Origin of the sequence: Bacteroides sp. Phil13, assembly GCF_001940965.1 — a bacterium.
Lineage (GTDB): Bacteria > Bacteroidota > Bacteroidia > Bacteroidales > Bacteroidaceae > Bacteroides > Bacteroides intestinalis.
The window spans coordinates 1-24,176 of the sequence record NZ_MSHA01000056.1 but is presented as its reverse complement, the minus strand read 5'-3'; the positions used below and the strand labels follow the sequence as shown (position 1 = coordinate 24,176).

Here is a 24,176-nt window from a genome sequence, read left to right as displayed (position 1 = left end):
TTTTTAATATGAAGAATATTTTGTCCAAAGGGCAGCTATCGATTCTCATTGTATTGGGAATTTTGATTCTTGACCAAGTCATAAAGATCGAAGTTAAAACGAATATGCTTTATAATGAAAGCATTCATATCACGGATTGGTTTTACCTCCGCTTTATAGAAAATCCCGGTATGGCTTTCGGTATGCAGATAGTGCCTAAAGCTATTCAGACTATTGCCCGTACCATATTCGCCATTGCAATTGTATGGTATATCGTCATACTTATTAAAGCTAACTATAAGCGTGGTTATATTGCATGTGTTTCATTGATACTGGCAGGAGCTATCGGGAATATCATCGACAGCATATTCTATGGTGTTATTTTCAGTAAGAGTACACCCGCCGAGATTTCTACTTTCGTACCTATAGGAGAAGGATATACCAGTTGGCTGCATGGAAAAGTGGTCGATATGTTCTACTTTCCTCTTTTTGAGTTTAACTGGCCAAGCTGGATGCCATTTATAGGAGGGGACAATTTCGTATTCTTCAGTCCGGTATTCAATTTAGCGGATGCTGCCATCAGTTGCGGAGTGATTATCTTATTTTTGTTTTACATGAAAAGTTTAAATAGTAGTTTTAGTTTATGTACCAGATCACCGTATCAGAAGAAATAAAGAATGCCTGCCCCATCTTCAAAGGTGCAGCCGTCTATGCAGAAGTTACCAATACAGCCTTTTGCGAAGGGCTTTGGGAAGAGATCAATACTTTCACCCGGGAACTGACTTCCACTACCCAGCCGGAGGACATCAAACTGCAACCCGCCATTGCAGCTACCCGCGAAGCTTATAAACGCTGCGGCAAAGACCCAAGCCGTTACCGTCCTTCTGCCGAAGCCTTGCGCCGCCGTCTGATGCGCGGAATTGCCCTTTACCAAATAGATACACTGGTTGACCTGATTAATCTGGTATCCCTACGCACTGGTTATTCCATCGGTGGTTTCGATGCGGACAAGATACAGGGCACTGACCTCAAACTGGGAGTTGGACGCGCCGAAGAACCATTCGAAGGTATCGGACGGGGTGTGCTGAACATCGAAGGACTTCCGGTCTATCGCGATGCCGTAGGCGGTATCGGTACTCCTACCAGCGACAACGAACGTACTAAAATGGATTTAGGCACCCAGCATATCCTTGCCATCGTCAATGGTTACAGCGGACAGGAAGGTCTGCGGGAAGCTGCCGAGATGATACAGGAATTACTGAAAAAATACACTTCCTCGAATGGAGGAGAAATTATCTATTTTGAATAACGAGAAGGCCTTTAATCATGAACATATTCTTTCTGCTGCTGTCATTCGCACTGGCTTATACTCCGCCTGAAAAGAAACCTAGCTTCTCGCAAATGGAAATCAATCATATCCGGGTTACTACACCGGGGCTTTTCGATAACGAAAAATTGTTAGAATTGCATCTGGAGCAAATACCTGACACCGCTTATTGCTTTCCGCTTCCCGGAGGAAAAGTGATTTCTCCTTACGGACGTGGTGGTGGCCGTCACTCGGGTATTGATATCAAAACTTGCGCCAAAGACACGATACGCAGTGCTTTCGATGGCATTGTACGTATGTCGAAGCCTTACAGTGCTTACGGCAACGTAATCGTTGTGCGCCATTCTTCGGGATTGGAAACGATATACAGCCATAATTTTAAGAATCTTGTTCAGAGCGGTGACGCCGTTAAGGCCGGACAACCCATTGCACTGACCGGACGTACCGGACGGGCCAGCACCGAACACCTTCATTTTGAAACCCGCATCAACGGACAGCATTTCAACCCCAATCTCATTTTCGATTTCAAAGAAAGGACACTCCGCAAAGAGTGTATTCACTGCACCAAGAATGGAAAAGACGTCATCGTGAAGCCTGCAACAAAAAAAACAGCCGGAACCAGCTAAGTATCCAAACGTTTCACTAAATTTGCAACTGTTTTACCTATAAAACGACATGAACTTATAAACAATTCAATGATAGAAAAACTGATTGTTCTTGAGGATATCGACCCGGTTATCTTTTACGGTGTGAATAACGCCAATATGCAGTTGATAAAAGCTTTGTACCCCAAACTGCGCATTGTTGCACGCGGCAATGTCATCAAAGTGTTGGGAGATGAAGAAGAGATGTGCGCATTCGAAGAAAACATTACCAAACTGGAAAAATACTGCGCCGAATACAACTCATTGAAAGAAGAGGTGATCATCGATATCATCAAAGGAAATGCACCGCAAGCAGAAAAGTCGGGTAACGTCATCGTATTCAGCGTGACAGGCAAACCGATCATCCCCCGCAGTGAAAATCAGCTTAAACTGGTAGAAGGTTTCGCCAAGAACGACATGGTATTTGCCATAGGTCCTGCCGGTTCGGGAAAGACGTATACTGCCATTGCCCTTGCCGTACGTGCCCTCAAAAATAAAGAGATCAAGAAAATCATCCTCAGTCGCCCCGCCGTGGAAGCCGGTGAGAAGCTTGGATTCCTGCCCGGTGACATGAAGGATAAGATAGACCCGTATCTGCAACCGTTGTATGATGCCTTGCAGGATATGATTCCGGCTGCCAAGCTGAAAGAATACATGGAACTGAACGTCATTCAGATTGCTCCCCTCGCCTTTATGCGCGGAAGGACGTTGAATGATGCAGTCGTAATTCTGGATGAAGCGCAGAACACCACTACCCAGCAGATCAAGATGTTCCTCACCCGCATGGGTATGAACACCAAGATGATCGTAACGGGAGATATGACACAGATCGACCTGCCCTCTTCCCAGACTTCGGGACTGGTACAGGCACTCCGCATCCTGAAAGGTGTGAAAGGCATCAGCTTCGTGGAACTGAACAAGAAAGATATTGTGCGTCACCAGTTGGTAACCCGCATTGTAGATGCCTACGAGAAATTTGATAAGGAAACCAAGGCCGAACGGGAAAAAAGGAAACTCACCACGGGGTAACACAGAGTCTCACAGAGTTTTTTTCTGCTCTGTGAGACTCTGTGTCACTCTGTGGCGAAAACCATAGAAAATATCCAAATCATAAATATTATAATGATGCAAGCATTAACAAAAACAGATTTTAATTTTCCGGGACAGAAAAGTGTATACCACGGAAAAGTACGTGATGTTTATAACATCAATGGTGAAAAACTGGTCATGGTAGCAACTGACCGTATCTCTGCATTCGACGTTGTTTTGCCGAAAGGCATTCCTTTCAAAGGACAAATGCTGAATCAGATTGCAGCCAAGTTCCTGGATGCGACTACTGATATCTGTCCCAACTGGAAGACAGCTACACCCGACCCGATGGTAACGGTAGGTGTGATGTGCGAAGGTTTCCCCATCGAAATGATTGTACGCGGCTATCTTTGCGGTAGCGCATGGCGTACTTACAAAAGCGGTGTACGCGAAATCTGTGGTGTAAAGTTGCCCGAAGGAATGAAGGAAAACCAAAAATTCCCCGAACCCATCATCACCCCAACTACGAAAGCTGAAATCGGTGAACACGACGCAGACATTTCAAAAGAGGAAATCCTTGCTAAAGGTCTGGCTACTCCCGAAGAATATGCCGTATTAGAGAAATATACCATGGCACTCTTCAACAGAGGAACCGAAATCGCGGCAGAACGTGGTCTGATTCTAGTAGATACGAAGTATGAATTCGGTAAGCACAACGGTACTATTTACCTGATGGATGAAATTCATACACCGGACTCCAGCCGCTACTTCTACTCTGAAGGTTATCAGGAACGCTTTGAAAAAGGCGAAGCACAGAAACAACTTTCTAAAGAATTCGTTCGCGAATGGTTGATGGGCAATGGTTTCCAGGGCAAGGAAGGACAACAAGTTCCGGAAATGACAGACGAAATCGTAGCATCCATCAGTGAGCGTTACATTGAACTGTACGAGCATATCACCGGAGAGCAATTCGTGAAAGAAGATACCAGCAACATTGCTTCACGTATCGAGAAAAACATAACAGAATACTTAAATAAGTGATAAACGGTTTAGTAATAAGTGATTAGTAGATTTATTAATCACTTATCACTAACCACTAAACACTATCAACATGGATTATCCCCAGGAACATATCAAACCTTACGGTGAGGACGGAAAGAAGAGTGAACAGGTAGAAGAAATGTTCGACAACATTGCTCCTGCTTATGATAAGCTGAACCATACCCTTTCATTAGGCATCGACCGCAGTTGGCGCCGGAAAGCGATCCATTGGTTAAAGCCTTTCCAACCGAAGCGCATCATGGACGTAGCCACCGGTACAGGTGACTTTGCCATTCTTGCCTGCCGCGAGTTGCAGCCTGACGAACTGATAGGCACCGACATCTCAGAGGGAATGATGGACGTGGGACGTAATAAAGTAAAACAGGCGCACCTCTCGGACAAAATATCCTTTGCCCGGGAGGACTGCACCTCTCTCTCATTTGCCGATGACACGTTCGATGCTGTAACCGTAGCGTTCGGTATCCGCAACTTCGAAGGGTTGGACAAAGGGTTGTCGGAAATGTGCCGCGTGCTGAAAACCGGAGGACATCTCGTCATTCTGGAACTCTCCACACCGGACCGTTTGCCGATGAAACAACTTTTCACCATCTACTCCAAAGTAGTCATCCCCCTGCTCGGCAAATGCTTGTCAAAAGACAATAGTGCTTACACCTACCTGCCCCAAAGCATCCGTGCTTTCCCGCAAGGCGAAGTAATGCAGGAAGTTATCCGCAAAGCAGGTTTCAGTCAGGTTAATTTCCGCAGACTGACATTCGGTATATGCACTCTTTATACTGCGACTAAATAGAATGATAGGATGGTAAGATGATAACATGTTAAGATTCAATGTTATCATCCTACCATCCCACCATTTTACCATTACTATATTATTGACATAGCACACTAAGAGAATTATGCAGAAATACGGTTTAATAGGCTATCCGCTGAGACATTCGTTTTCCATCGGATATTTCAATGAAAAGTTCAAATCGGAGAATATCGACGCCGAATATGTAAACTTTGAGATACCCAACATCAATGACTTTATGGAAGTCATAGAGGAAAATCCCAACCTCTGCGGACTTAATGTGACCATTCCGTACAAAGAACAGGTCATCCCCTTTCTTGACGAACTGGACAAAGATACCGCAAAGATCGGCGCAGTGAACGTCATCAAAATCATCCGCCAGCCGAAGGGAAAAGTAAAACTTGTCGGCTATAACTCGGATATCATAGGATTTACACAGTCCATTGAACCTTTACTGCAACCCCATCACAAGAAGGCGCTGATTCTGGGTACAGGCGGTGCATCCAAAGCCGTCTATCGCGGACTGGCCAATCTGGGCATCGAAAGCGTATTCGTATCGCGTACGAAAAAGGAATCGTCTCACCTCACTTATGACGAACTGACACCGGAGATTATGCAGGAATATACTATTATCGTAAACTGTACACCCGTAGGCATGTACCCTAAGGTGGATTTCTGTCCGGATATTCCTTATGATCAATTAACTCCCAACCATTTACTCTACGATTTGTTATATAATCCCAATGAAACCCTTTTCATGAAAAAGGGAGAGGCTCACGGCGCCGTTACTAAAAACGGACTGGAAATGCTGTTATTGCAAGCATTTGCCGCATGGGAAATATGGAACAAATAGAGTGAAAGGAAGGAAAGATGAAGAAAGGTATCAAGTACAGTCTACTCGGACTGTTAGCAGTTATCGTTATTGCCCTCACGGGTGCGAGTTTCTACATGCTCGGCTACTCGCTGAGACCAGAGCACAACAAAGGGAAAGATATTCCCGGCTCCTACGAGTATATGCTCAGCGAGTATCCGCAAATCAAGCCTTGGATAGATAGTTTGCAAACTGTCGGTGCTTTACGGGATACCTTTATTATCAACCCTGACGGGGTGCAACTGCATGCCATTTACGCAGCCGCTCCCGAACCTACTCACAAAACAGCCGTCATCGTGCATGGTTATACGGACGATTGCATCCGCATGCTGATGATAGGTTACCTTTACAACAAAGATTTAAAGTATAACATTCTGTTGCCCGACCTGCAGAATCAGGGATTAAGCGGAGGCCCTGCCATTCAAATGGGTTGGAAAGACCGGCTGGACGTTTTGCGCTGGATGGACATTGCCAACGATATTTACGGCGGAAATACCCAGATGGTAGTACATGGCATCTCTATGGGTGCCGCCACCACTATGATGGTATCCGGTGAGCCTCAACAACCTTTTGTGAAATGTTTTGTGGAAGATTGCGGTTATACCAGCGTATGGGACGAATTCTCCTACGAATTGAAGGGACAGTTTGGACTGCCTCCGTTCCCGTTGATGTACACCACCAGCTGGCTGTGCAACGCGAAATACGGTTGGAACTTCAAGGAAGCTTCTTCGCTGAATCAGGTCAAGAAATGCAAACTGCCGATGTTCTTCATTCATGGCGATGCAGATACATACGTACCCACCTGGATGGTATATCCTCTCTACGAGGCAAAATCGGAACCTAAAGAATTGTGGCTTGCCCCCGGTGCCACACACGCCATGTCCTACAAGGATCATCCGGAGGAATACACCGAACGTGTGAAGAATTTTGTAGGAAAATACATCTATTGATGTGATTTTTCCTATATTCGTCCCACAAATACATTAGTATGAAAAGATTAATCTCCATAAGTTTATTCCTATGCCTGCTGCTATCCATGCAGGCACAGAAGGTCTATACTACAGACAATATCCCCAAAGTACATCTTCAGAACAAAATGCGCTATGTCTGCAATCCGGACGGCATCCTCTCTCAGGCTGCCTGCGACAGCATCGACCGTATGCTGTATGCATTGGAGCAACAGACGGGCATTGAGACAGTAGTTGCCGTAGTTCCGTCTATCGGCAATGATGATTGCTTTGACTTTGCGCACCGCTTGCTCAATGAATGGGGCGTGGGAAAGAAAGGAAAGAATAACGGCCTGGTCATTCTTTTAGTAACCGATCAGCGCTGCATCCAGTTCTATACAGGTTATGGACTGGAAGGAGACCTACCCGATGCCATCTGTAAACGTATCCAGACGCGCGACATGATTCCTTATCTGAAAGATGGTAACTGGGATGCGGGTATGGTTGCCGGTGTGCGTGCCGTATGCGGTAGACTGGACGGCAGCATGGTGAATGATACAGATGATGAAGAAGACATTTCTTTCTTCGGCATTCTGGCAGCAGTTATCGGATTCTTTGTTGTTGCCGGAGGAATCGGTTGGATGGCGGCACGTGCCGCAAGCAAATGCCCCAACTGCGGACAGCACAAATTGCAACGCACCAGCAGTAAAGTGGTTTCCCGAATCAACGGAGTAAAAACGGAAGATGTTACCTACACTTGCCGCAACTGCGGACACAAGATAGTACGCCGCAAACAGTCGTATGATGAAAACTATCGCGGAGGTGGCGGAGGAGGTCCGGTTATCTTCGGTGGTGGCGGAGGCTTCGGCGGCGGAGGCGGTGGCTTCAGCGGAGGCAGCTTCGGTGGAGGTATGGGAGGTGGCGGAGGTGCCGGTTCCCGATTCTGAGAGTTGAAACTCTCAGAGTGACAAGATACGGGTTACAAGCTACAAGTGCCTTTCGGTATCACAGCGCAGCAACTCGTAGCTTGTAGCTCGTAACTTGCAGCTAATTAATAATAATCATTTAATAAAAGAAAAGTATGAAGAAATCAACTATTATCATTCTTGTTGTTTTAGCTCTCCTCGTCATTTGGGGTGTTACTGGTTATAACGGACTAGTAACTATGGATGAAAACGTAAGCGGACAATGGTCAAACGTTGAAACACAATATCAGCGCCGTGCCGACTTGATTCCGAATCTGGTCAGTACAGTAAAAGGATACGCTTCTCATGAAAAAGAAACTCTGGAGGGTGTGGTAGAAGCTCGTAGCCAGGCTACTCAAATTAAAGTAGATGCTAATGATCTGACTCCGGAAAAATTGGCCGAATATCAGAAAGCTCAAGGTGCGGTAACTTCTGCATTGGGTAAGTTGCTTGCCATTACTGAGAATTACCCCGATTTGAAAGCAAACCAGAATTTCCTGGAACTGCAAGCTCAATTGGAAGGTACTGAAAACCGTATCAACGTGGCACGTACCAACTTCAACAATGCAGCAAAGAACTTCAATACTGCCATCCGCCGCTTCCCGAAGAATATTCTTGCAAGTCTGTTCGGTTTCGAAAAGCGCGCTTACTTTGAAGCTTCCGAAGGAGCAGAAACAGCACCTCAGGTACAGTTCTAAATAAGTATATTCCTACCGTAACAAACGGTTCTATAAAAAACAAGTCCCCCTTCTACCCTGGAAACTTGAATAGATCGAAGTTTCCGATGGGTGGAAAGGGGACTTGCTTTTTTTTAGGATGACTACTGCAAATCCGTTATTGCCTCCTTCAATTCCTTTATCCCGCTCCATGCTTTGAGGAACAAACGAATTCCTATCAGCAACCCTATGACAAGACCAGTCCAAGCACCTATCAATATATAACGATCCCCCATTTGGGACATATCCCATATCATGCTTGCCAGCAACGGTACGCCACACAACACACTCACAGCTATCCCCACTTTGAAAGACATCCGGAAACGACTCTCCGCAAGACACACTTCACGCACACTCATCTTCAGGCAATCAATCTTCCTTAGCAGCAACATCCACGTAAGTTGCCGGGCGAGTATCACAACTACAAACAAAAACAACAATATCCACGTCAGTACGCTGAAATCATATACTTGATTGCGCACCAAAAACCAAGACATAAGAGGCAGACAAAGCACTAAAACCGTAAATCGCCGCAACACACGATCCTGTACCTGCTTTACTTTGCTGACCACCTTACTATTTAGTTGCTGGCGCTGCTCCATTTCCAGACGCCCGAGCCTTTCTTCCATTATATTCCAATTTTGTTTCAATTCTTCCAGTTCCATAATCTGTTTTATTTTAGCTATTCGCTTGTTTTGTAAGTTTATCCTTGATTCGTTTCAATCTTGAAGCTACGGTGTTGCGCGGCACGCCGACAATTTCCGCAATCTCCTCATAAGAATTTTCATCCAGCCACAGCAAGATGACGGCACGTTCAAACTTGTCCAGTCCCGCAATGAGGCGATACATCTCTTTCAAGCGTTTGGTCGTCTCACTATCTTCTGCTTCCAGCCCGTAGAGGGAATCCAAGGAAGTATGTTCGCCCCGGCGTTGCTGCTGGCGGTAGAAGGAGATACAGGTGTTCAATCCCACGCGGTAAATCCACGAAGAAGGTTTACCCTTTCCTTCATAACCCTCAAAGCCTTTCCAAAGGTTTATCACGACATCCTGATAGAGATCTTTAAAATTATCCCCATCCGTAGCGTACATGTAGCAGATTTTATAGATCACTCGCTTGTATTCCTCAATGAGGGAAGTGAACTGTTTTTCTTTCATATTCTGTTCCATCTTAAGATAGTCTTTTGTACATAAGACGCCGGTTTTGGATATTAGTTGCAAGAGAGAAGAAAAAAAGGAAAAGTCAAGGCTGTTTTCACGCCCAGAATTTGCCATTTTTTGCCACCGCATTGGCAAAGTTGTGCCACCATGCCAGCAAAGCCGTGCCACTGTGTTGGCAAAGTTGTGCCATCATGTTGGCAAAGTTGTGCTATCGTGTTGGCAAAAGATTGCCAATACGATGGCAAAATATTCTCAATATAATAGCAACAAATGCTTCACTTAGAGATCACTATTCAGTAAGGTTAACTATAAAGATTTATAGTTCATTTCTATTCCACTCTATGCATACTTTTTAATAAAAACTTGTATCTTTGCTGCGTATTTCTTTCGTTAGAAAAGAAATATATTTTCCGATTTGGAGATATCATTTTATTATTCGTAACTTCTAAAGTCTGGTAAATTTTTGCAAGAGCGAATAATAAGTGGAAGTCTCCACGTCCGGGTTGCGTATAACTTTGTTATATACACTCTGACGTGGGGCTATTGCTTATTGTTTTCTTGACGGGTTTACCAGAGCCTTGGAGTTGAATAATAATGTCAATAGTTCCCACGTCTCTTTTTTTACATTAGAGAAGTAGGAACACACGACTAACCCTTTAAAACTTATAACACGATGGATGAACTTCTTACCTGCTCCTGCCAGATGAAAACCGACTTAGAAAACTCAGCCGATGCATTTTCCTTTTTCAAAGAGAACTACCCCTTATCCTGTATTACGAATAATCTGAATGCACTGTCCAAACAAGAACTGCGCTGCGCTTGTTGCCTGATGGGAACTGTCTTAATGGGAATGTCCCGAAAAAAAACAATTTGGGAGCGATTGAAAGTAAAGAAGTAGGGTTCGGTTAATTTCTTATGCAAACTCAAGGCTATAAGCAAAATAATCGCTACTTTTGCACATTCAATTGAAAAAACATATCAACTCATGAGTAACCAAAGATACATGATGCGTGGTGTCAGCGCGTCTAAAGAAGATGTGCACAATGCCATCAAGAACATTGACAAAGGTATTTTCCCGCAAGCTTTCTGTAAAATTATCCCCGACATTTTGGGCGGTGACCCGGAATATTGCAACATCATGCACGCCGACGGTGCAGGCACAAAGTCCTCATTGGCTTATATGTACTGGAAAGAAACAGGTGATCTTTCTGTTTGGAAAGGTATTGCACAGGATGCACTGATTATGAATATCGACGACCTGCTTTGCGTAGGTGCAGTAGATAACATCCTGGTTTCCTCTACCATCGGACGAAACAAATTGCTGATTCCGGGCGAAGTAATATCCGCCATCATCAACGGTACGGACGAATTGCTCGCCGAGCTCCGCGAGATGGGTGTAGGCGTATATGCCACAGGTGGTGAAACTGCCGATGTAGGCGACCTGGTACGTACCATCATCGTAGATAGTACTGTAACTTGCCGCATGAAGCGTAGCGATGTGATTGATAATGCCAATATCCGTCCGGGTGATGTAATTGTAGGCTTGGCTTCTTACGGACAGGCTACTTACGAAAAAGAATATAACGGTGGCATGGGTAGCAACGGACTGACCAGTGCCCGTCATGATGTATTCTCCAAATATCTGGCAGAGAAATATCCAGAAAGTTATGACAAGGCAGTACCTGAAGAACTAGTCTACTCCGGTGGTCTGAAACTGACGGATACCGTAGAAGGTAGTCCGCTGGATGCAGGCAAGCTGGTACTCTCCCCTACCCGCACGTATGCTCCGGTAGTGAAGAAATTACTGGATGCACTTCGCCCTGAAATTCACGGTATGGTACACTGCTCTGGTGGCGCACAAACGAAAGTACTGCATTTCATTGGTGATAATTGCCGCGTGATTAAAGATAATCTGTTCCCCGTTCCTCCTTTGTTCAAAACAATTAAAGAGCAGAGCAATACGGACTGGGCAGAGATGTACAAGGTATTCAATATGGGACACAGACTGGAAGTATACTTGTCACCCGAACATGCCGAAAAGGTAATCGCCATCAGCAAGAGTTTCGGTATCGATGCTCAGATTGTGGGACATATTGAAGAAAGCAATCAGAAAGAACTGATTATCAAGAGCGAATTCGGAGAATTCAAATACTAATTCAATGAAGAAACTGATTTATATCTTATGCTGCCTCTTCTGCCTTTTTATCACTGCAGATATGGGGTATGATACGTGGGAACAGTTATCAGTAAAATCATTTTCTTTCAGGCTGTTCATGCGTATACTTGCATTGTTGGGTTGGTGTGCCATAACTTATGGCGTCGCCACCCGGAGATATGGATGGGTACAAAAACTTTGCAAATAAAATAAATGGCAGACAACAATACCATATTAGAGAAACTCGAAGGGCTTGTTGCCCGCTTCGAAGAAGTATCGACGCTGATTACAGACCCGGCAGTGATTGCCGACCAGAAGCGTTATGTAAAACTCACCAAAGAATACAAAGAACTGGGTGACCTGATGGATGCCCGCAAAGAATATATCCAGGTGCTGAACGGCATCGAGGAAGCCAAAGAGATCATCACTAACGAAGCTGATCCGGAAATGCGGGAAATGGCTCGCGAAGAATTGGATGCCTGTCAGGCACGCCAGCCGGAACTGGAAGAACATATCAAGCTCCTCCTCGTGCCTGCCGACCCACAGGACAGTAAGAACGCCATTCTCGAAATCCGCGGGGGTACAGGTGGCGACGAAGCCGCAATCTTTGCCGGAGACCTCTTCCGCATGTATACCAAATTCTGCGAAACGAAAGGTTGGAAGATGGAAATATCCAGCGTCAACGAAGGCGCAGCAGGCGGATTCAAGGAAATTATTTGCAGCGTTACGGGCGATAATGTATACGGAACGCTGAAATATGAATCGGGTGTACACCGCGTACAGCGTGTTCCGGCTACTGAAACTCAGGGGCGTGTACATACTTCCGCCGCATCTGTAGCCGTGCTACCCGAAGCAGAAGAGTTCGATGTAGTAATTAATGAAGGCGAAATCAAATGGGATACTTTCCGAAGTGGCGGTGCCGGTGGACAGAACGTAAATAAGGTGGAATCCGGTGTACGTCTACGCTATGTCTGGAAGAACCCAAACACGGGTGTTTCTGAGGAAATCCTGATAGAATGTACCGAAACGCGCGACCAACCGAAGAATAAGGAACGCGCCCTCTCACGTCTGCGTACCTTCATTTACGACAAGGAACATCAGAAATATCTGGACGATATTGCTTCCAAACGAAAGACAATGGTATCTACCGGAGACCGTTCCGCTAAAATCCGTACCTACAATTATCCGCAAGGACGTATCACCGATCATCGTATCAACTATACCATTTATAACCTTGCCGCCTTCATGGATGGCGATATTCAAGATTGTATAGACCACTTGATTGTAGCGGAAAATGCAGAACGGCTGAAAGAAAGTGAACTGTAACCCCAAAGGAAAGACGTAGCCCCGGAAACTTCAACGGCAGAACAAATGAAAGGACAGTTTTTAAATAAAGCATTTCATACTCTGACGGAAGCATTTCAGAATTGCCTGAAACGTTTGCCAACTACAGTATGTTTTGTCTTTGCACTTACCGCCTATCTGGCTTATCTGGTATCTACCGAAATGGAGGATGAAAGAAAACTTACGCTGGTTCTGGGTTATTACTTTTCTGTCGGCACCCTGCTCTCACTCACTCTCCATCTGTGGAGCGAAGAAATAAAGAACCGGGTAAAAGGGATCAGTGTGCATATTATGATGCATGTGTTGCTTATTGCCGACGCAGTGTATCTCTACAGCCTCTCTCCGGAGCGGTCGCTCACAGAAATAAGCATAGCTCACGGAGCGGCTATCCTCGCCTTGTGGCTTTCAGTCTTCTTCCTCTCATTCACCAAAGAAAAGAATGACATTCCGAGCTGGAACTTTGCTTCCTACACTGTAGGGGCTTTTGTCACGGCAAACGTGGTGGGACTGATTATGAGTGGTGGAATAAGCCTGCTCGTCTTTTCACTCCACCAGCTCTTCGATGTGGATGTGAGTTGGAAATGCTACCTGTATATCCTTACTATATGTAGTGTATTGCTCCCGATGCTACTCTTTCTCGGCATGTTGCCCAAAGACGAATTAAAACACAACCAAGAACCGCAACCATCAGAGTTCCTGAACGGAACGATACATTTCCTTTTTCTCCCGCTCATGGCAGGGTATCTGCTTGTACTCTATATCTATGCCACCCGCATCCTTATCAATTGGGAACTACCTACAGGCTGGGTATCTTGGCTCGTAGTGGCACTCATGGCGGGATGTATCGCCATTGAATTCGGACTGTATCCGGCACGGGTCAGTGAATCAAAGCGCATAAATGAATGGATTGCACGCTGGCTGCCTGCCCTGGTACTCCCATTACTGATATTAATGACAGTCGGTATCATCCGCCGCTTCAACGATTATGGTGTCACAATCAACCGACTTTATCTGATTACACTTAATATCTGGTGTTATATCGTTTGCTTCGGATTGGTCTTCACCCAGGCACGCCGCATCAGTTGGATTCCTATCTCATTTTCCATCATCTTCCTGCTGACTTCCGTATTGCCGGTGAACTATGCAAGCATCACCCGGAACGTCATGCGCCATAGCGTAGAGAAGGAACTGGCACGAAGCGGTAAAACAGACTTGCCCCTCTCACGCAACCAGTACGACAACTGGCTGGATTCACTTCCGGCAAAGACCGCATTGCAAGTGAACGACCGACTCCGTTATCTGCACTACTGGTTCGGACGGAAAAGCATAGCCGACCTTGTAGACAAAGACGCATCATTCTATTATGCCCAAAACCGTTTCGGTCAGAACAGTAATAAAGCGGCCGATAACGATAAAGCTGCAGACGGTAACCGGGCTGTATCATACAATGGTCAGGCATCCTCACAGACAAGCATCGAGATTCCTAAGGGATACAGCCATTTCGTAATCATACCGGAATCAAGCAGGCAACTCAAAATTCCACATAAGTATATAGAAACAGGAGTATTGCTCGCCTCTCTCGGTACGCGGACAGATGAAATGAACGATACGGCATACATTGACCTTAAAAACATTGAAGCACTTCAACGTTATAAATATGGTGAAATGCCTCCTGCACAATTCAAATGTAACTCTGATAAGTGCCTCTTCATACTGACAGGTTTCTCTTTAGATTATCAAGAAGAAGGAGACGAGGCTCTTTTACTGAATATAAACGGCTATCTATTCAAGAAATAGTAAAACGAATCATAAACAGACTAAATATATCCAATATGAACAAACAACAACTTTTTGAAAATATCAAGCGTAAGAAATCATTCCTTTGCGTAGGTCTGGATACAGACATCAAGAAAATCCCGGAACACTTGTTGAAAGAAGAAGACCCGATCTTCGCCTTCAATAAAGCCATCATCGATGCAACAGCCGACCTTTGCATCGCCTACAAACCCAATCTCGCTTTCTACGAAAGTATGGGTGTGAAAGGCTGGATCGCCTTTGAGAAGACCGTGAAGTATATCAAGGAGAACTATCCCGACCAATTCATCATTGCCGATGCAAAGCGTGGTGACATTGGAAATACCTCTGCCATGTATGCCCGCACTTTCTTTGAAGAACTGGACATCGACTCTGTAACCGTAGCCCCTTACATGGGTGAGGACAGTGTTACCCCGTTCCTGACTTACGAAGGCAAATGGGTAATCCTCCTAGCACTAACAAGCAACAAAGGCTCACACGACTTCCAGTTAACAGAAGACCCCAACGGTGAACGCCTTTTCGAAAGAGTACTGCGCAAGTCTCAGGAATGGGCTAACGATGGACAGATGATGTATGTGGTAGGTGCTACACAAGGCCGTGCTTTCGAAGATATCCGCAAGATTGTTCCTAACCATTTCCTGCTTGTGCCGGGTGTAGGTGCACAGGGTGGCTCACTGGAAGAAGTCTGTAAGTATGGCATGAACTCCACTTGTGGACTGATTGTGAACTCCAGCCGTGGCATCATTTATGTGGATAAGACTGAGAAATTTGCAGAAGCTGCACGTAATGCCGCAAAGGAAGTGCAACAGCAAATGGCGGAACAGTTGAAAGGAGTGATTAACGCCTAATCACTTATCACCTACCCTTAATCACTAACAACGTGTTCGAACGAAAGATCATTAACGACCCGGTATTCGGGTTCATCAATATTCCGAAGGGGTTGCTGTACGACATCGTGCGGCATCCTCTCTTGCAGCGTTTAACCCGCATTAAGCAACTGGGTTTGTCGTCTGTGGTTTATCCCGGTGCACAGCACACGCGCTTTCAACATTCGTTGGGGGCTTTCCATTTGACGAGCGAAGCTATCCAGCACCTCACCAGCAAAGGGAACTTCATTTTCGACAGTGAAGCCGAAGCCGTGCAGGCGGCCATTCTGATGCATGATATCGGACACGGTCCTTTTTCTCATGTACTGGAAAATACCATCGTACAGGGCATATCCCACGAAGATATCTCTCTCATGCTGATGGAACGTATCAACAAAGAAATGAACGGGCAACTCACACTTGCCATCCAGATATTCAAGGACGAATACCCCAAAAAGTTCCTGCACCAGCTAGTCAGCGGACAACTCGACATGGACCGCATGGACTACCTTCGCCGCGACAGTTTCTACACCGGCGTAACGGAAGGTAACATCGGTTCGGCACGCATCATCAAGATGCTCGATGTGAAAGAAGACCATCTCGTAGTAGAATCCAAAGGTATCTATTCCATTGAGAACTTCCTCACAGCCCGCCGCTTGATGTACTGGCAGGTATATCTGCACAAAACATCCGTGGCATACGAGAAAATGCTCATTAGCGCCCTGCTCCGTGCTAAAGAATTAGCAAGCAAAGGTGTAGAATTATTTGCTTCACCGGCATTGCGTTTTTTCCTTTACAATGACATCAACAAGGAAACTTTCTATAACAATCCGGAGTGCCTAGAGAATTTTATCCAACTGGACGACAATGATATATGGACCGCATTAAAGGTCTGGAGCACCCACAGTGACAAGGTTTTATCCACACTGAGCTTCGGTATGATCAACCGTAATATCTTTAAAGTGGAAATTTCTACCGAACCAATATGTGAAGAAAGGAAAAAAGAGTTAACTTTGCAAATCAGTCAGCAACTGGACATACCCCTCTCTGAAGCGAGCTATTTCGTCTCTACCCCCAGCATCGAGAAGAATATGTACGACCCGGCAGACGATAGCATTGATATCCTTTATAAAGACGGAAGTATCAAGAATATTGCTGAAGCATCGGACATGCTCAACATTTCCCTACTTTCTAAAAAGGTAAAAAAATACTATCTTTGCTACCAACGTTTGCATAGGTAAGTATAAAATATTCACCCAAGGACAAGGAAATATAAAAAAAAAGTCCGTTATTTGTGATTTGAAACCATCTAACAAGAATAAGACAATGGAGTTCTCTGCTAAACAAATTGCAACATTTATCCAAGGAGAAATCGTTGGAGACGAGAATGCAACTGTACATACTTTTGCCAAGATAGAAGAAGGCATCCCCGGTGCTATATCGTTTCTGTCCAACCCCAAATATACATCTTACATCTACGAAACAAAATCCAGTATTGTACTGGTAAACAAAGACTTCGTTCCTGAACAAGAAATAAAAGCCACTTTAATTAAGGTGGATAATGCCTACGAAAGTTTGGCTAAATTGCTCAACCTTTACGAACAAAGTAAGCCTAAACGTGTTGGTATTGACCCGTTAGCTTTCGTTGCAGAAACTGCTAAAATCGGAAAGGATGTTTACATTGCGCCCTTTGCTTGCATTGGTGAGTATGCAGAAGTAGGAGACAATACAATGATACATCCGCATGCCACTGTAGGCAGTGGTGCCAAAGTAGGCAGCGATTGTATCTTATATGCCAATACAACCATTTATCATGACTGTCGGATAGGCAATCATTGCATCCTGCATTCCGGCAGTGTGATCGGTGCGGATGGTTTTGGTTTCGCTCCAACTCCCGAAGGTTACGAAAAAATACCTCAAATCGGTATCGTAATACTGGAAGACAATGTAGAGATAGGCGCAAACACTTGCGTGGACCGTGCTACAATGGGTGCAACCATCGTACACAAAGGTGTGAAACTGGACAACCTGATACAGGTAGCCCACAATGACGAAATCGGTGCAAACACCGTTATGGCAGCGCAAGTGGGCATTGCAGGATCTACCAAAATAGGCGAATGGTGTATGTTCGGCGGTCAGGTAGGCATTGCAGGACATATCCATATCGGAAATAAAGTGAACCTCGGAGCACAGTCCGGTGTTCCCAGTAATATTAAGGATGGCAGCCAGTTAATCGGTACTCCTCCCATGGACCCGAAACAATACTTTAGAGCCTCTGTTGCCCAACGGAACCTGCCGGATATGCTAACAGAACTCCGCCAGCTCCGTAAAGAACTGAATGAATTAAAACAACAAATAAATAAGTAACAAATGTTGAAACAAAAGACTCTGAAAGACAGTTTTTCCCTCAGTGGTAAAGGTCTTCACACGGGACTTGACCTGACCGTTACTTTCAATCCGGCTCCGGACAACCACGGATATAAAATCCAGCGCACCGACGTGGAGGGACAACCTATCATTGATGCGGTTGCGGACAACGTGACTGAAACCACTCGCGGCACTGTTCTTTCCAAGAATGGCGTGAAGGTTAGTACTGTAGAGCACGGCATGGCAGCCCTCTATGCCTTAGGCATCGATAACTGCCTGATACAAGTCAACGGTCCCGAGTTTCCCATTCTGGACGGTAGCGCCCAATACTATGCAAAAGAGATAGAGCGCGTCGGTACAGAAGAACAAAACGCCGTTAAAGATTTCTATATTATCAAGTCAAAGATCGAGTTCCGCGATGAAAAGACTGGTTCTTCCATCATCGTGTTGCCCGACGAGAACTTCAGTCTGAATGTGCTGGTATCTTACGACTCGACCATCATTCCCAACCAGTTTGCAACTCTGGAGGATATGTCAAAGTTCAAAGACGAAGTAGCTGCCAGCCGCACATTCGTATTTGTACGCGAAATAGAGCCATTATTGCAAGCCGGCCTTATCAAAGGGGGGGATCTGGACAATGCTATCGTAATCTACGAACGTGAAATGTCTCAGGAAGACTTCGATAAACTGGCCGACGTAATGGGGGTTCCCCACATGGATGCCAAACAATTGGGTTACATCAACCACAAACCACTGGTATGGGCCAATGAATGTGCCCGTCACAAACTGCTCGACGTAATCGGTGACTTGGCTTTGATAGGCAAACCCATCAAGGGACGTATCATCGCTACCCGTCCGGGACATACCATTAATAACAAGTTCGCCCGCCAGATGCGTAAGGAAATCCGCCTGCACGATATACAGGCTCCGACTTACGACTGTAACCGAGAACCCATCATGGATGTAAACCGTATCCGCGAACTGTTGCCGCACCGTTACCCATTCCAATTAGTGGACAAGGTGATTGAAATAGGTGCCAATTATATTGTAGGCGTGAAGAATATCACCGCCAACGAGCCTTTCTTCCAAGGACACTTCCCACAGGAACCGGTAATGCCGGGTGTATTACAGGTTGAAGCTATGGCACAGGTAGGCGGCCTGCTTGTATTGAACTCCGTAGACGAACCCGAACGCTATTCTACCTATTTCATGAAGATAGATGGTGTGAAGTTCCGTCAGAAGGTAGTGCCGGGTGATACCCTTATCTTCCGTGTGGAACTACTTGCACCTATCCGCCGTGGCATTTCCACGATGAAAGGTTATGCGTTCGTAGGCGAGAAAGTGGTTTGCGAGGCAGAGTTTATGGCACAAATAGTTAAGAACAAATAATTCAAAGCATGATAAGTCCCTTAGCGTATATTCATCCCGAGGCAAAAATCGGGGAAAACGTAGAGATTGCTCCTTTTGTATTCATCGACAAGAATGTGGTAATCGGCGATAACAACAAGATTATGGCAAATGCCAACATTCTGTACGGTTCACGTATCGGCAATGGAAATACTATTTTTCCGGGAGCTGTTATCGGTGCTATCCCTCAGGATCTGAAATTTCAGGGAGAAGAGAGTACCGCTGAAATCGGTGACAACAATACCATTCGTGAAAATGTCACCATCAATCGCGGTACGGCTGCCAAAGGCAGAACCATTATCGGTAACAACAACCTGTTGATGGAAGGTGTGCATGTAGCTCATGACGCTCTTGTCGGTAATTACTGTATCATAGGTAACTCTACCAAAATGGCAGGTGAGATAGTTATAGACGATTTCTCCATTATCAGCGCTAATGTATTGATGCATCAATTCTGCCGTGTAGGTGGATATGGCATGATACAAGGCGGGTGCCGTTTCAGTAAGGATATTCCGCCATACATCATTGCAGGTCGGGAACCGATTGCTTACAGTGGTATCAACATTATCGGGTTGCGTCGTCGCGGGTTCTCCAATGAAACCATTGAGAACATACACAATGCATACCGTATCATTTACCAAAGTGGCTTGAACACTTCAGATGCATTAAAGAAAATAGAAGAAGAAATTCCGACGAGCCCGGAAATAGAATACATTGTCAGCTTCATCCGTGACTCCGAACGTGGTATTATTAGGTGATAAAACGATAAAGTAATTAGAATATGATATACAGATTTACACTTATCTCCGATGAAGTGGACGACTTCGTAAGAGAAATACAAATTGACCCGGAAGCTACATTCTACGACTTCCATGAGGCTATAGTGAAGTCAGTAGGCTATACTAACGACCAGATGACTTCTTTCTTCATCTGTGATGATGATTGGGAAAAAGAAAAGGAAATCACACTGGAAGAGATGGATGACAATCCGGAAATGGACAGTTGGGTAATGAAAGACACCACTATCAGCGAACTGATAGAAGATGAAAAGCAGAAGTTACTCTATGTGTTCGACTACATGACAGAACGCTGTTTCTTCATCGAACTTTCCGAGATCATTACCGGAAAGGAAATGAAAGGTGCCAAGTGTACCAAAAAGGAAGGCGATGCCCCGAAACAGACTATTGACTTCGAAGAAATGGCAGCCAACAGCGGATCACTCGATCTGGATGAAAACTTCTATGGAGACCAGGACTTTGATTTGGAAGATTTCGACCAGGAAGGTTTTGACATAGGCGGAGGCGAAGGTGGCACACCGTTCGAGGAAGAAAAATTCTAAATTTGAATATACCAAAAGAGGAACCATACTCTTTATAGTATATTTTTAGACGCAGATTACGCGGATTACACAGATTTTTTTAGTTTAGAATCCGTGTTATCCGCGTAATTTGTGTCTAAAAGATAATCTCCATTTTATCTTTGAAACCATTTTACATAATATCTGTATGAAAACCCTGATAGTGCTTATTGGACCGACCGGAGTCGGAAAGACCGAACTCAGCCTGCGGCTGGCCGAGCATTACCAAACTTGCATCGTTTCCGCAGACTCCCGGCAACTCTATGCCGACTTGAAAATAGGAACGGCAGCCCCTACCCCCGAGCAACTGCAACGCGTGAAACATTACCTCGTAGGAACCTTGCAACTCACCGATTATTACAGTGCCGCCCAATATGAAACGGAGGTACTGAAGCTTCTGGAAATCTTATTTACCGAACAGGATATAGTATTGCTTACTGGCGGTTCTATGATGTATGTAGATGCCGTTTGCAAAGGCATTGATGATATTCCGACCGTAGATGCTGAAACACGCCAAGTGATGCTGCATAAGTATGAAACGGAAGGTCTGGAAAGATTGTGCGCAGAGCTAAAGTTACTCGACCCGGAATACTACAGAATAGTGGATCTGAAGAATCCTAAACGTGTAATCCATGCACTGGAGATATGCTATATGACTGGAAAAACTTACACTTCATTCCGCACCCAACAGAAAAAAGAGCGCCCCTTCCGCATCATCAAAATAGGATTGACGCGCGATCGGGAAGAACTTTACGAACGCATAAACCGACGGGTAGAGATTATGATAGAGGATGGCCTGGAAGAAGAAGCCAGAAAGGTATATCCTTACCGGGCACTTAATTCATTGAATACGGTAGGTTATAAAGAAATGTTCAAATATCTGGACGGAGAATGGACCTTGCCTTTTGCCATAGAGAAAATCCAACAGAACTCCCGCATCTATTCGCGCAAGCAAATGACATGGTTCAGGAAAGATGAAGAAATCCGTTGGTTCCATCCGGAACAAGAAACGGAGATACTAGCGTACCTCCGTTCGGTAATGTAAGTTCTATTCTGATTCCAGTAAACTCTGATAAATCATTCTAATGGATGACTCCAGTTCGTCATACAGCTTCGGTATTGCTTGGGTATCGAGGCTTCCTTTTTTGTACCACTCTTCCAGCAATGGCTTCGTCGTACGGAATACTTCATCTTCCACTTCAGTAATCACTGTCATATAACCGTCACCTTTCCCAGGACTATACAACCTCTCCCAATTCAGATAACGTCCGGTGCCCATTCCCTGCTTATAGCTGAAAACTCTGTCTGCCAAGCGAAGTGACCAATCACTGAGCAGAGCTGCCTCATGTTCTCTGTTAAAACGTACCATTCCGGGAAGAAGTTTACCGGCATCTTTCACCCACAGCGGGACAGCTATACCGGTAGGAGGATACCCTAACAGGGTCCACATGGTAGTCAGTTCGGCCTTCACACCCGGTTTTACCCCCTGTACCACCACCGAACACGATGTACTGCTACGCGGAATGAAGTCCTGATCTATAAACCAGCCCGATGCCTGAGGACGATTATACCCCCCGCTACGCAAATCAATATCCAGCATACGGTTACGGAACGAACGGGATAAATCATTGAAAATAAACTGTGGGGTAATGTTACCTGTAGCCGAAGCTTTCATCAGCACCTGGTCTGCTTCCATATAGCGCACATAGCCGGCCCCCTCGTTCACCTTACCTGCAAAAGAGAAGTTAGTACGGGCAATATAACCATAAGGAGCATCCTTCGGGTTATTGGCATCATACATCACATATTTATAATAATCTACTTCAAACATAGCTGCACCACCTTGTGCATCGATTACACCAAAATTAGCTTCGATATCACTGGGCTTGGAAATGGTATCCAGAAAATGACAGAAGTCCTCTACCGTAGCACAAACTTCAAGTGCACGATAAATAACACGCCCATTGGCTGCTCCCCGTTCTTCATCACCTTTTACATCCACCAAGTTATACGATTGTGTATTCATCAAAGCGAATCCTGCAGAGTTAGTTCCCATCCATGCCTCTTTCAGATATGCATTGGCACTATTCACTACAGCAATAAAGTCATACCTCTCGCCTTTCACATAGTCAACATGATTTCGCATAAAGTCCGTATCACGGTTTTTCCAAAGCAGAGGGCGCCCATCGAGTGTCACTTTACCCGATACAACAGCAGAAGTACAAGCATGCACAGGAGTAGCGAACAAAACGATTGCTACCGCACACAGGATTAATAAGGATATTTGTTTCAACATAAGTCATCAGGTATTTGGGAAGCTGATACAAAAATAAGATTTTCTACTAAAGAAGTATTCAAAAAGATCAGAATTATTTAGTTCCGGTTGAATATCTCAATAGGATTAATTACTTTTGAACGCAACTAAAAAGTACAGTACTATGAAACCACTTATTCCACTGGCAATATTTATATTCATTCTCACAGTCAGTTCTTGCACTACGGCACCTAATTTCCGAATAGATGCTACAACGCAGGGAATACAAATCGGAGACACACTTATTCTTACCCACCATCTACTACCGGACTGGAAAGAAGGCGACCGTGATACTTTCATAGCAACAAAAGAAGGAAAATTTTCTTTCTGCAAACAGACGGATGAGACAAAGCTTTACATCATAACCTACCATCCTTCTCAAACGGAACCTTTAAGATATTGCAATCGTGGCTTTGTATTCTATGCCCGTCCGGGCGATCATCTGAAAGTAAAGGGGAATGTAGAGTTCTTTCCTGCCATGCACAAAGAGGGCGGAATGTATGATGATCCGCGTTTACAACGCATCCTAACCCTGGAAGATAGTATAACAGTGGAACAAAACAAAATATATCGCAAACTATACTATTTTGCAAACCTGCGAGGCACCCCACAGGCCAATCCCGACTCTATGATGTATTATAACCAAGCATACAGTCAATGCGTTCCAGCGAACTAAGTGAAGCTCTGAAAGAATTCCGCAATACGGCAGATGACAGTGAATATGCCGCTTGGGAATATCTGCAAGCCGTAAACAGAGTCTCTTATTCGGAAGCTGCAGAAAGATTCACTCGTTTTACTCCCGAAATTAAATCATCGACTATCGGGAGAAAACTGGAACAGTTGCTCAAGGTCATGAAAAATATAGAACCGGGAAACACCCCAAGCGAGTTTACCGTAATCACTTCTGATAGTGCCCGTATTTCTTTGTCGGACTACCGTGGTAAATATTTACTTATTTATCATTGGGGATATGGATGTCCTGGAACTACCTGGGTACATCCGCGCTTATTGAAACTCTACGAGGAATACCACGATAAAGGTTTTGGGCACTATAAAATATTTTGTG

Annotated in this window: 27 protein-coding genes; 24 read left to right on the top strand and 3 right to left on the bottom strand. The window is 44.9% G+C overall.

Annotated elements, in window-relative coordinates:
- Positions 1-8 precede the first annotated feature (8 nt).
- The 10 genes from BWI44_RS10895 (at position 9) to BWI44_RS10850 (ending at position 8,309) form a co-directional block, all read left to right on the top strand.
- A complete protein-coding gene (locus tag BWI44_RS10895; protein ID WP_117693888.1) occupies positions 9-653 on the top strand; it encodes a lipoprotein signal peptidase in 645 nt (214 codons plus the stop codon).
- Positions 623-1,288, top strand: a complete 666-nt coding sequence (locus BWI44_RS10890) for a B3/B4 domain-containing protein (protein WP_007212572.1) — start codon at positions 623-625, stop codon at positions 1,286-1,288. The genes BWI44_RS10895 and BWI44_RS10890 overlap by 31 nt, the downstream gene beginning before the upstream one ends.
- A 14-nt stretch (positions 1,289-1,302) precedes the next feature.
- Entirely contained in the window at positions 1,303-1,932 is a 630-nt protein-coding gene (locus BWI44_RS10885; RefSeq protein ID WP_370807825.1) for a M23 family metallopeptidase, read from the top strand.
- 69 nt (positions 1,933-2,001) lie between these two features.
- Entirely contained in the window at positions 2,002-2,979 is a 978-nt protein-coding gene (locus tag BWI44_RS10880) for a PhoH family protein (protein WP_026367772.1), read from the top strand.
- Positions 2,980-3,075: 96 nt separating this feature from the next.
- Positions 3,076-4,020, top strand: a complete 945-nt coding sequence (locus BWI44_RS10875) for a phosphoribosylaminoimidazolesuccinocarboxamide synthase (RefSeq protein WP_195209215.1) — start codon at positions 3,076-3,078, stop codon at positions 4,018-4,020.
- A gap of 70 nt (positions 4,021-4,090) precedes the next feature.
- Positions 4,091-4,828 carry a bifunctional demethylmenaquinone methyltransferase/2-methoxy-6-polyprenyl-1,4-benzoquinol methylase UbiE gene (gene ubiE / locus BWI44_RS10870; protein WP_044532585.1) on the top strand — a complete coding sequence of 246 codons (738 nt, stop codon included), beginning with the start codon at positions 4,091-4,093 and terminating at the stop codon, positions 4,826-4,828.
- A gap of 106 nt (positions 4,829-4,934) precedes the next feature.
- Positions 4,935-5,681 carry a shikimate dehydrogenase family protein gene (locus tag BWI44_RS10865; protein WP_115502613.1) on the top strand — a complete coding sequence of 249 codons (747 nt, stop codon included), beginning with the start codon at positions 4,935-4,937 and terminating at the stop codon, positions 5,679-5,681.
- Positions 5,682-5,698: 17 nt separating this feature from the next.
- Entirely contained in the window at positions 5,699-6,649 is a 951-nt protein-coding gene (locus tag BWI44_RS10860) for an alpha/beta hydrolase (RefSeq protein WP_195209214.1), read from the top strand.
- 38 nt (positions 6,650-6,687) lie between these two features.
- Complete coding sequence (locus tag BWI44_RS10855; RefSeq protein WP_195209213.1) at positions 6,688-7,593, top strand: TPM domain-containing protein; 906 nt, start codon at positions 6,688-6,690, stop codon at positions 7,591-7,593.
- 134 nt (positions 7,594-7,727) lie between these two features.
- Positions 7,728-8,309 (top strand): LemA family protein, encoded by a 582-nt coding sequence (locus BWI44_RS10850; protein ID WP_007212564.1) that lies wholly within the window; start codon positions 7,728-7,730, stop codon positions 8,307-8,309.
- Positions 8,310-8,431: 122 nt separating this feature from the next.
- Here BWI44_RS10850 and BWI44_RS10845 read toward each other — a convergent pair whose 3' ends face one another.
- Positions 8,432-8,992 (bottom strand): hypothetical protein, encoded by a 561-nt coding sequence (locus BWI44_RS10845; RefSeq protein WP_195209212.1) that lies wholly within the window; start codon positions 8,990-8,992, stop codon positions 8,432-8,434.
- A gap of 13 nt (positions 8,993-9,005) precedes the next feature.
- Positions 9,006-9,494, bottom strand: a complete 489-nt coding sequence (locus BWI44_RS10840) for an RNA polymerase sigma factor (RefSeq protein ID WP_195209211.1) — start codon at positions 9,492-9,494, stop codon at positions 9,006-9,008.
- A 664-nt stretch (positions 9,495-10,158) separates the two neighbouring features.
- On the opposite strand from BWI44_RS10840, the gene BWI44_RS10835 reads away from it, so the two are divergent.
- The 12 genes from BWI44_RS10835 to miaA all read left to right on the top strand — a co-directional run bounded on the left by BWI44_RS10835 (position 10,159) and on the right by miaA (position 21,841).
- A complete protein-coding gene (locus tag BWI44_RS10835) occupies positions 10,159-10,383 on the top strand; it encodes a hypothetical protein (RefSeq protein ID WP_195209210.1) in 225 nt (74 codons plus the stop codon).
- Positions 10,384-10,470: 87 nt separating this feature from the next.
- Positions 10,471-11,640 carry an AIR synthase-related protein gene (locus BWI44_RS10830; RefSeq protein WP_118308025.1) on the top strand — a complete coding sequence of 390 codons (1,170 nt, stop codon included), beginning with the start codon at positions 10,471-10,473 and terminating at the stop codon, positions 11,638-11,640.
- 4 nt (positions 11,641-11,644) lie between these two features.
- Positions 11,645-11,848, top strand: coding sequence for a hypothetical protein (locus BWI44_RS10825; RefSeq protein WP_195209209.1), 204 nt, complete (start codon positions 11,645-11,647; stop codon positions 11,846-11,848).
- A gap of 5 nt (positions 11,849-11,853) precedes the next feature.
- Positions 11,854-12,966, top strand: coding sequence for a peptide chain release factor 1 (gene prfA, locus BWI44_RS10820; protein ID WP_118308026.1), 1,113 nt, complete (start codon positions 11,854-11,856; stop codon positions 12,964-12,966).
- A 45-nt stretch (positions 12,967-13,011) separates the two neighbouring features.
- Entirely contained in the window at positions 13,012-14,781 is a 1,770-nt protein-coding gene (locus BWI44_RS10815) for a DUF4153 domain-containing protein (protein ID WP_286813360.1), read from the top strand.
- 35 nt (positions 14,782-14,816) lie between these two features.
- The gene (gene pyrF, locus BWI44_RS10810; protein ID WP_118295419.1) at positions 14,817-15,647 is read left to right on the top strand and encodes an orotidine-5'-phosphate decarboxylase; all 831 of its coding nucleotides are present in this window, start codon (positions 14,817-14,819) and stop codon (positions 15,645-15,647) included.
- A 32-nt stretch (positions 15,648-15,679) separates the two neighbouring features.
- Positions 15,680-16,906: an HD domain-containing protein gene (locus tag BWI44_RS10805; RefSeq protein ID WP_195209207.1), complete on the top strand. Its 1,227-nt coding sequence runs from the start codon at positions 15,680-15,682 to the stop codon at positions 16,904-16,906.
- 85 nt (positions 16,907-16,991) lie between these two features.
- Positions 16,992-18,032, top strand: a complete 1,041-nt coding sequence (gene lpxD, locus BWI44_RS10800; RefSeq protein ID WP_118424311.1) for a UDP-3-O-(3-hydroxymyristoyl)glucosamine N-acyltransferase — start codon at positions 16,992-16,994, stop codon at positions 18,030-18,032.
- A 3-nt stretch (positions 18,033-18,035) separates the two neighbouring features.
- The gene (locus BWI44_RS10795; RefSeq protein WP_007666781.1) at positions 18,036-19,421 is read left to right on the top strand and encodes a bifunctional UDP-3-O-[3-hydroxymyristoyl] N-acetylglucosamine deacetylase/3-hydroxyacyl-ACP dehydratase; all 1,386 of its coding nucleotides are present in this window, start codon (positions 18,036-18,038) and stop codon (positions 19,419-19,421) included.
- 8 nt (positions 19,422-19,429) lie between these two features.
- On the top strand, positions 19,430-20,197 hold the full coding sequence (gene lpxA / locus BWI44_RS10790) for an acyl-ACP--UDP-N-acetylglucosamine O-acyltransferase (RefSeq protein WP_007212551.1): 768 nt from the start codon (positions 19,430-19,432) through the stop codon (positions 20,195-20,197).
- 23 nt (positions 20,198-20,220) lie between these two features.
- Positions 20,221-20,778 (top strand): IS1096 element passenger TnpR family protein, encoded by a 558-nt coding sequence (locus tag BWI44_RS10785; RefSeq protein ID WP_115502625.1) that lies wholly within the window; start codon positions 20,221-20,223, stop codon positions 20,776-20,778.
- A gap of 166 nt (positions 20,779-20,944) precedes the next feature.
- Entirely contained in the window at positions 20,945-21,841 is an 897-nt protein-coding gene (miaA, locus tag BWI44_RS10780; RefSeq protein ID WP_007666786.1) for a tRNA (adenosine(37)-N6)-dimethylallyltransferase MiaA, read from the top strand.
- A 3-nt stretch (positions 21,842-21,844) separates the two neighbouring features.
- On the opposite strand, the gene BWI44_RS10775 is transcribed toward miaA, so the two are convergent.
- Positions 21,845-23,092, bottom strand: a complete 1,248-nt coding sequence (locus BWI44_RS10775; RefSeq protein ID WP_007666792.1) for a carcinine hydrolase/isopenicillin-N N-acyltransferase family protein — start codon at positions 23,090-23,092, stop codon at positions 21,845-21,847.
- A gap of 142 nt (positions 23,093-23,234) precedes the next feature.
- Here BWI44_RS10775 and BWI44_RS10770 point away from each other — a divergent pair, with 142 nt between their 5' ends.
- A complete protein-coding gene (locus BWI44_RS10770) occupies positions 23,235-23,786 on the top strand; it encodes a hypothetical protein (protein WP_229036172.1) in 552 nt (183 codons plus the stop codon).
- Positions 23,768-24,176 (top strand): peroxiredoxin family protein (locus tag BWI44_RS10765; RefSeq protein WP_286813342.1); only part of this gene is annotated, 409 nt, incomplete at its 3' end. The genes BWI44_RS10770 and BWI44_RS10765, both read left to right, overlap by 19 nt.

What these genes read in the sequence shown, in the direction of transcription:
- BWI44_RS10895 (WP_117693888.1), top strand. Translation starts at nt 9, where the DNA reads ATGAAGAATATTTTGTCCAAAGGGCAGCTATCGATTCTCATTGTATTG.
- BWI44_RS10890 (WP_007212572.1), top strand. Translation starts at nt 623, where the DNA reads ATGTACCAGATCACCGTATCAGAAGAAATAAAGAATGCCTGCCCCATC.
- BWI44_RS10880 (WP_026367772.1), top strand. Translation starts at nt 2,002, where the DNA reads ATGATAGAAAAACTGATTGTTCTTGAGGATATCGACCCGGTTATCTTT.
- BWI44_RS10875 (WP_195209215.1), top strand. Translation starts at nt 3,076, where the DNA reads ATGCAAGCATTAACAAAAACAGATTTTAATTTTCCGGGACAGAAAAGT.
- ubiE (WP_044532585.1), top strand. Translation starts at nt 4,091, where the DNA reads ATGGATTATCCCCAGGAACATATCAAACCTTACGGTGAGGACGGAAAG.
- BWI44_RS10865 (WP_115502613.1), top strand. Translation starts at nt 4,935, where the DNA reads ATGCAGAAATACGGTTTAATAGGCTATCCGCTGAGACATTCGTTTTCC.
- BWI44_RS10860 (WP_195209214.1), top strand. Translation starts at nt 5,699, where the DNA reads ATGAAGAAAGGTATCAAGTACAGTCTACTCGGACTGTTAGCAGTTATC.
- BWI44_RS10855 (WP_195209213.1), top strand. Translation starts at nt 6,688, where the DNA reads ATGAAAAGATTAATCTCCATAAGTTTATTCCTATGCCTGCTGCTATCC.
- BWI44_RS10850 (WP_007212564.1), top strand. Translation starts at nt 7,728, where the DNA reads ATGAAGAAATCAACTATTATCATTCTTGTTGTTTTAGCTCTCCTCGTC.
- BWI44_RS10845 (WP_195209212.1), bottom strand. Translation starts at nt 8,992, where the DNA reads ATGGAACTGGAAGAATTGAAACAAAATTGGAATATAATGGAAGAAAGG.
- BWI44_RS10840 (WP_195209211.1), bottom strand. Translation starts at nt 9,494, where the DNA reads ATGGAACAGAATATGAAAGAAAAACAGTTCACTTCCCTCATTGAGGAA.
- BWI44_RS10835 (WP_195209210.1), top strand. Translation starts at nt 10,159, where the DNA reads ATGGATGAACTTCTTACCTGCTCCTGCCAGATGAAAACCGACTTAGAA.
- BWI44_RS10830 (WP_118308025.1), top strand. Translation starts at nt 10,471, where the DNA reads ATGAGTAACCAAAGATACATGATGCGTGGTGTCAGCGCGTCTAAAGAA.
- BWI44_RS10825 (WP_195209209.1), top strand. Translation starts at nt 11,645, where the DNA reads ATGAAGAAACTGATTTATATCTTATGCTGCCTCTTCTGCCTTTTTATC.
- prfA (WP_118308026.1), top strand. Translation starts at nt 11,854, where the DNA reads ATGGCAGACAACAATACCATATTAGAGAAACTCGAAGGGCTTGTTGCC.
- BWI44_RS10815 (WP_286813360.1), top strand. Translation starts at nt 13,012, where the DNA reads ATGAAAGGACAGTTTTTAAATAAAGCATTTCATACTCTGACGGAAGCA.
- pyrF (WP_118295419.1), top strand. Translation starts at nt 14,817, where the DNA reads ATGAACAAACAACAACTTTTTGAAAATATCAAGCGTAAGAAATCATTC.
- lpxD (WP_118424311.1), top strand. Translation starts at nt 16,992, where the DNA reads ATGGAGTTCTCTGCTAAACAAATTGCAACATTTATCCAAGGAGAAATC.
- BWI44_RS10795 (WP_007666781.1), top strand. Translation starts at nt 18,036, where the DNA reads ATGTTGAAACAAAAGACTCTGAAAGACAGTTTTTCCCTCAGTGGTAAA.
- lpxA (WP_007212551.1), top strand. Translation starts at nt 19,430, where the DNA reads ATGATAAGTCCCTTAGCGTATATTCATCCCGAGGCAAAAATCGGGGAA.
- BWI44_RS10785 (WP_115502625.1), top strand. Translation starts at nt 20,221, where the DNA reads ATGATATACAGATTTACACTTATCTCCGATGAAGTGGACGACTTCGTA.
- miaA (WP_007666786.1), top strand. Translation starts at nt 20,945, where the DNA reads ATGAAAACCCTGATAGTGCTTATTGGACCGACCGGAGTCGGAAAGACC.
- BWI44_RS10775 (WP_007666792.1), bottom strand. Translation starts at nt 23,092, where the DNA reads ATGTTGAAACAAATATCCTTATTAATCCTGTGTGCGGTAGCAATCGTT.
- BWI44_RS10770 (WP_229036172.1), top strand. Translation starts at nt 23,235, where the DNA reads ATGAAACCACTTATTCCACTGGCAATATTTATATTCATTCTCACAGTC.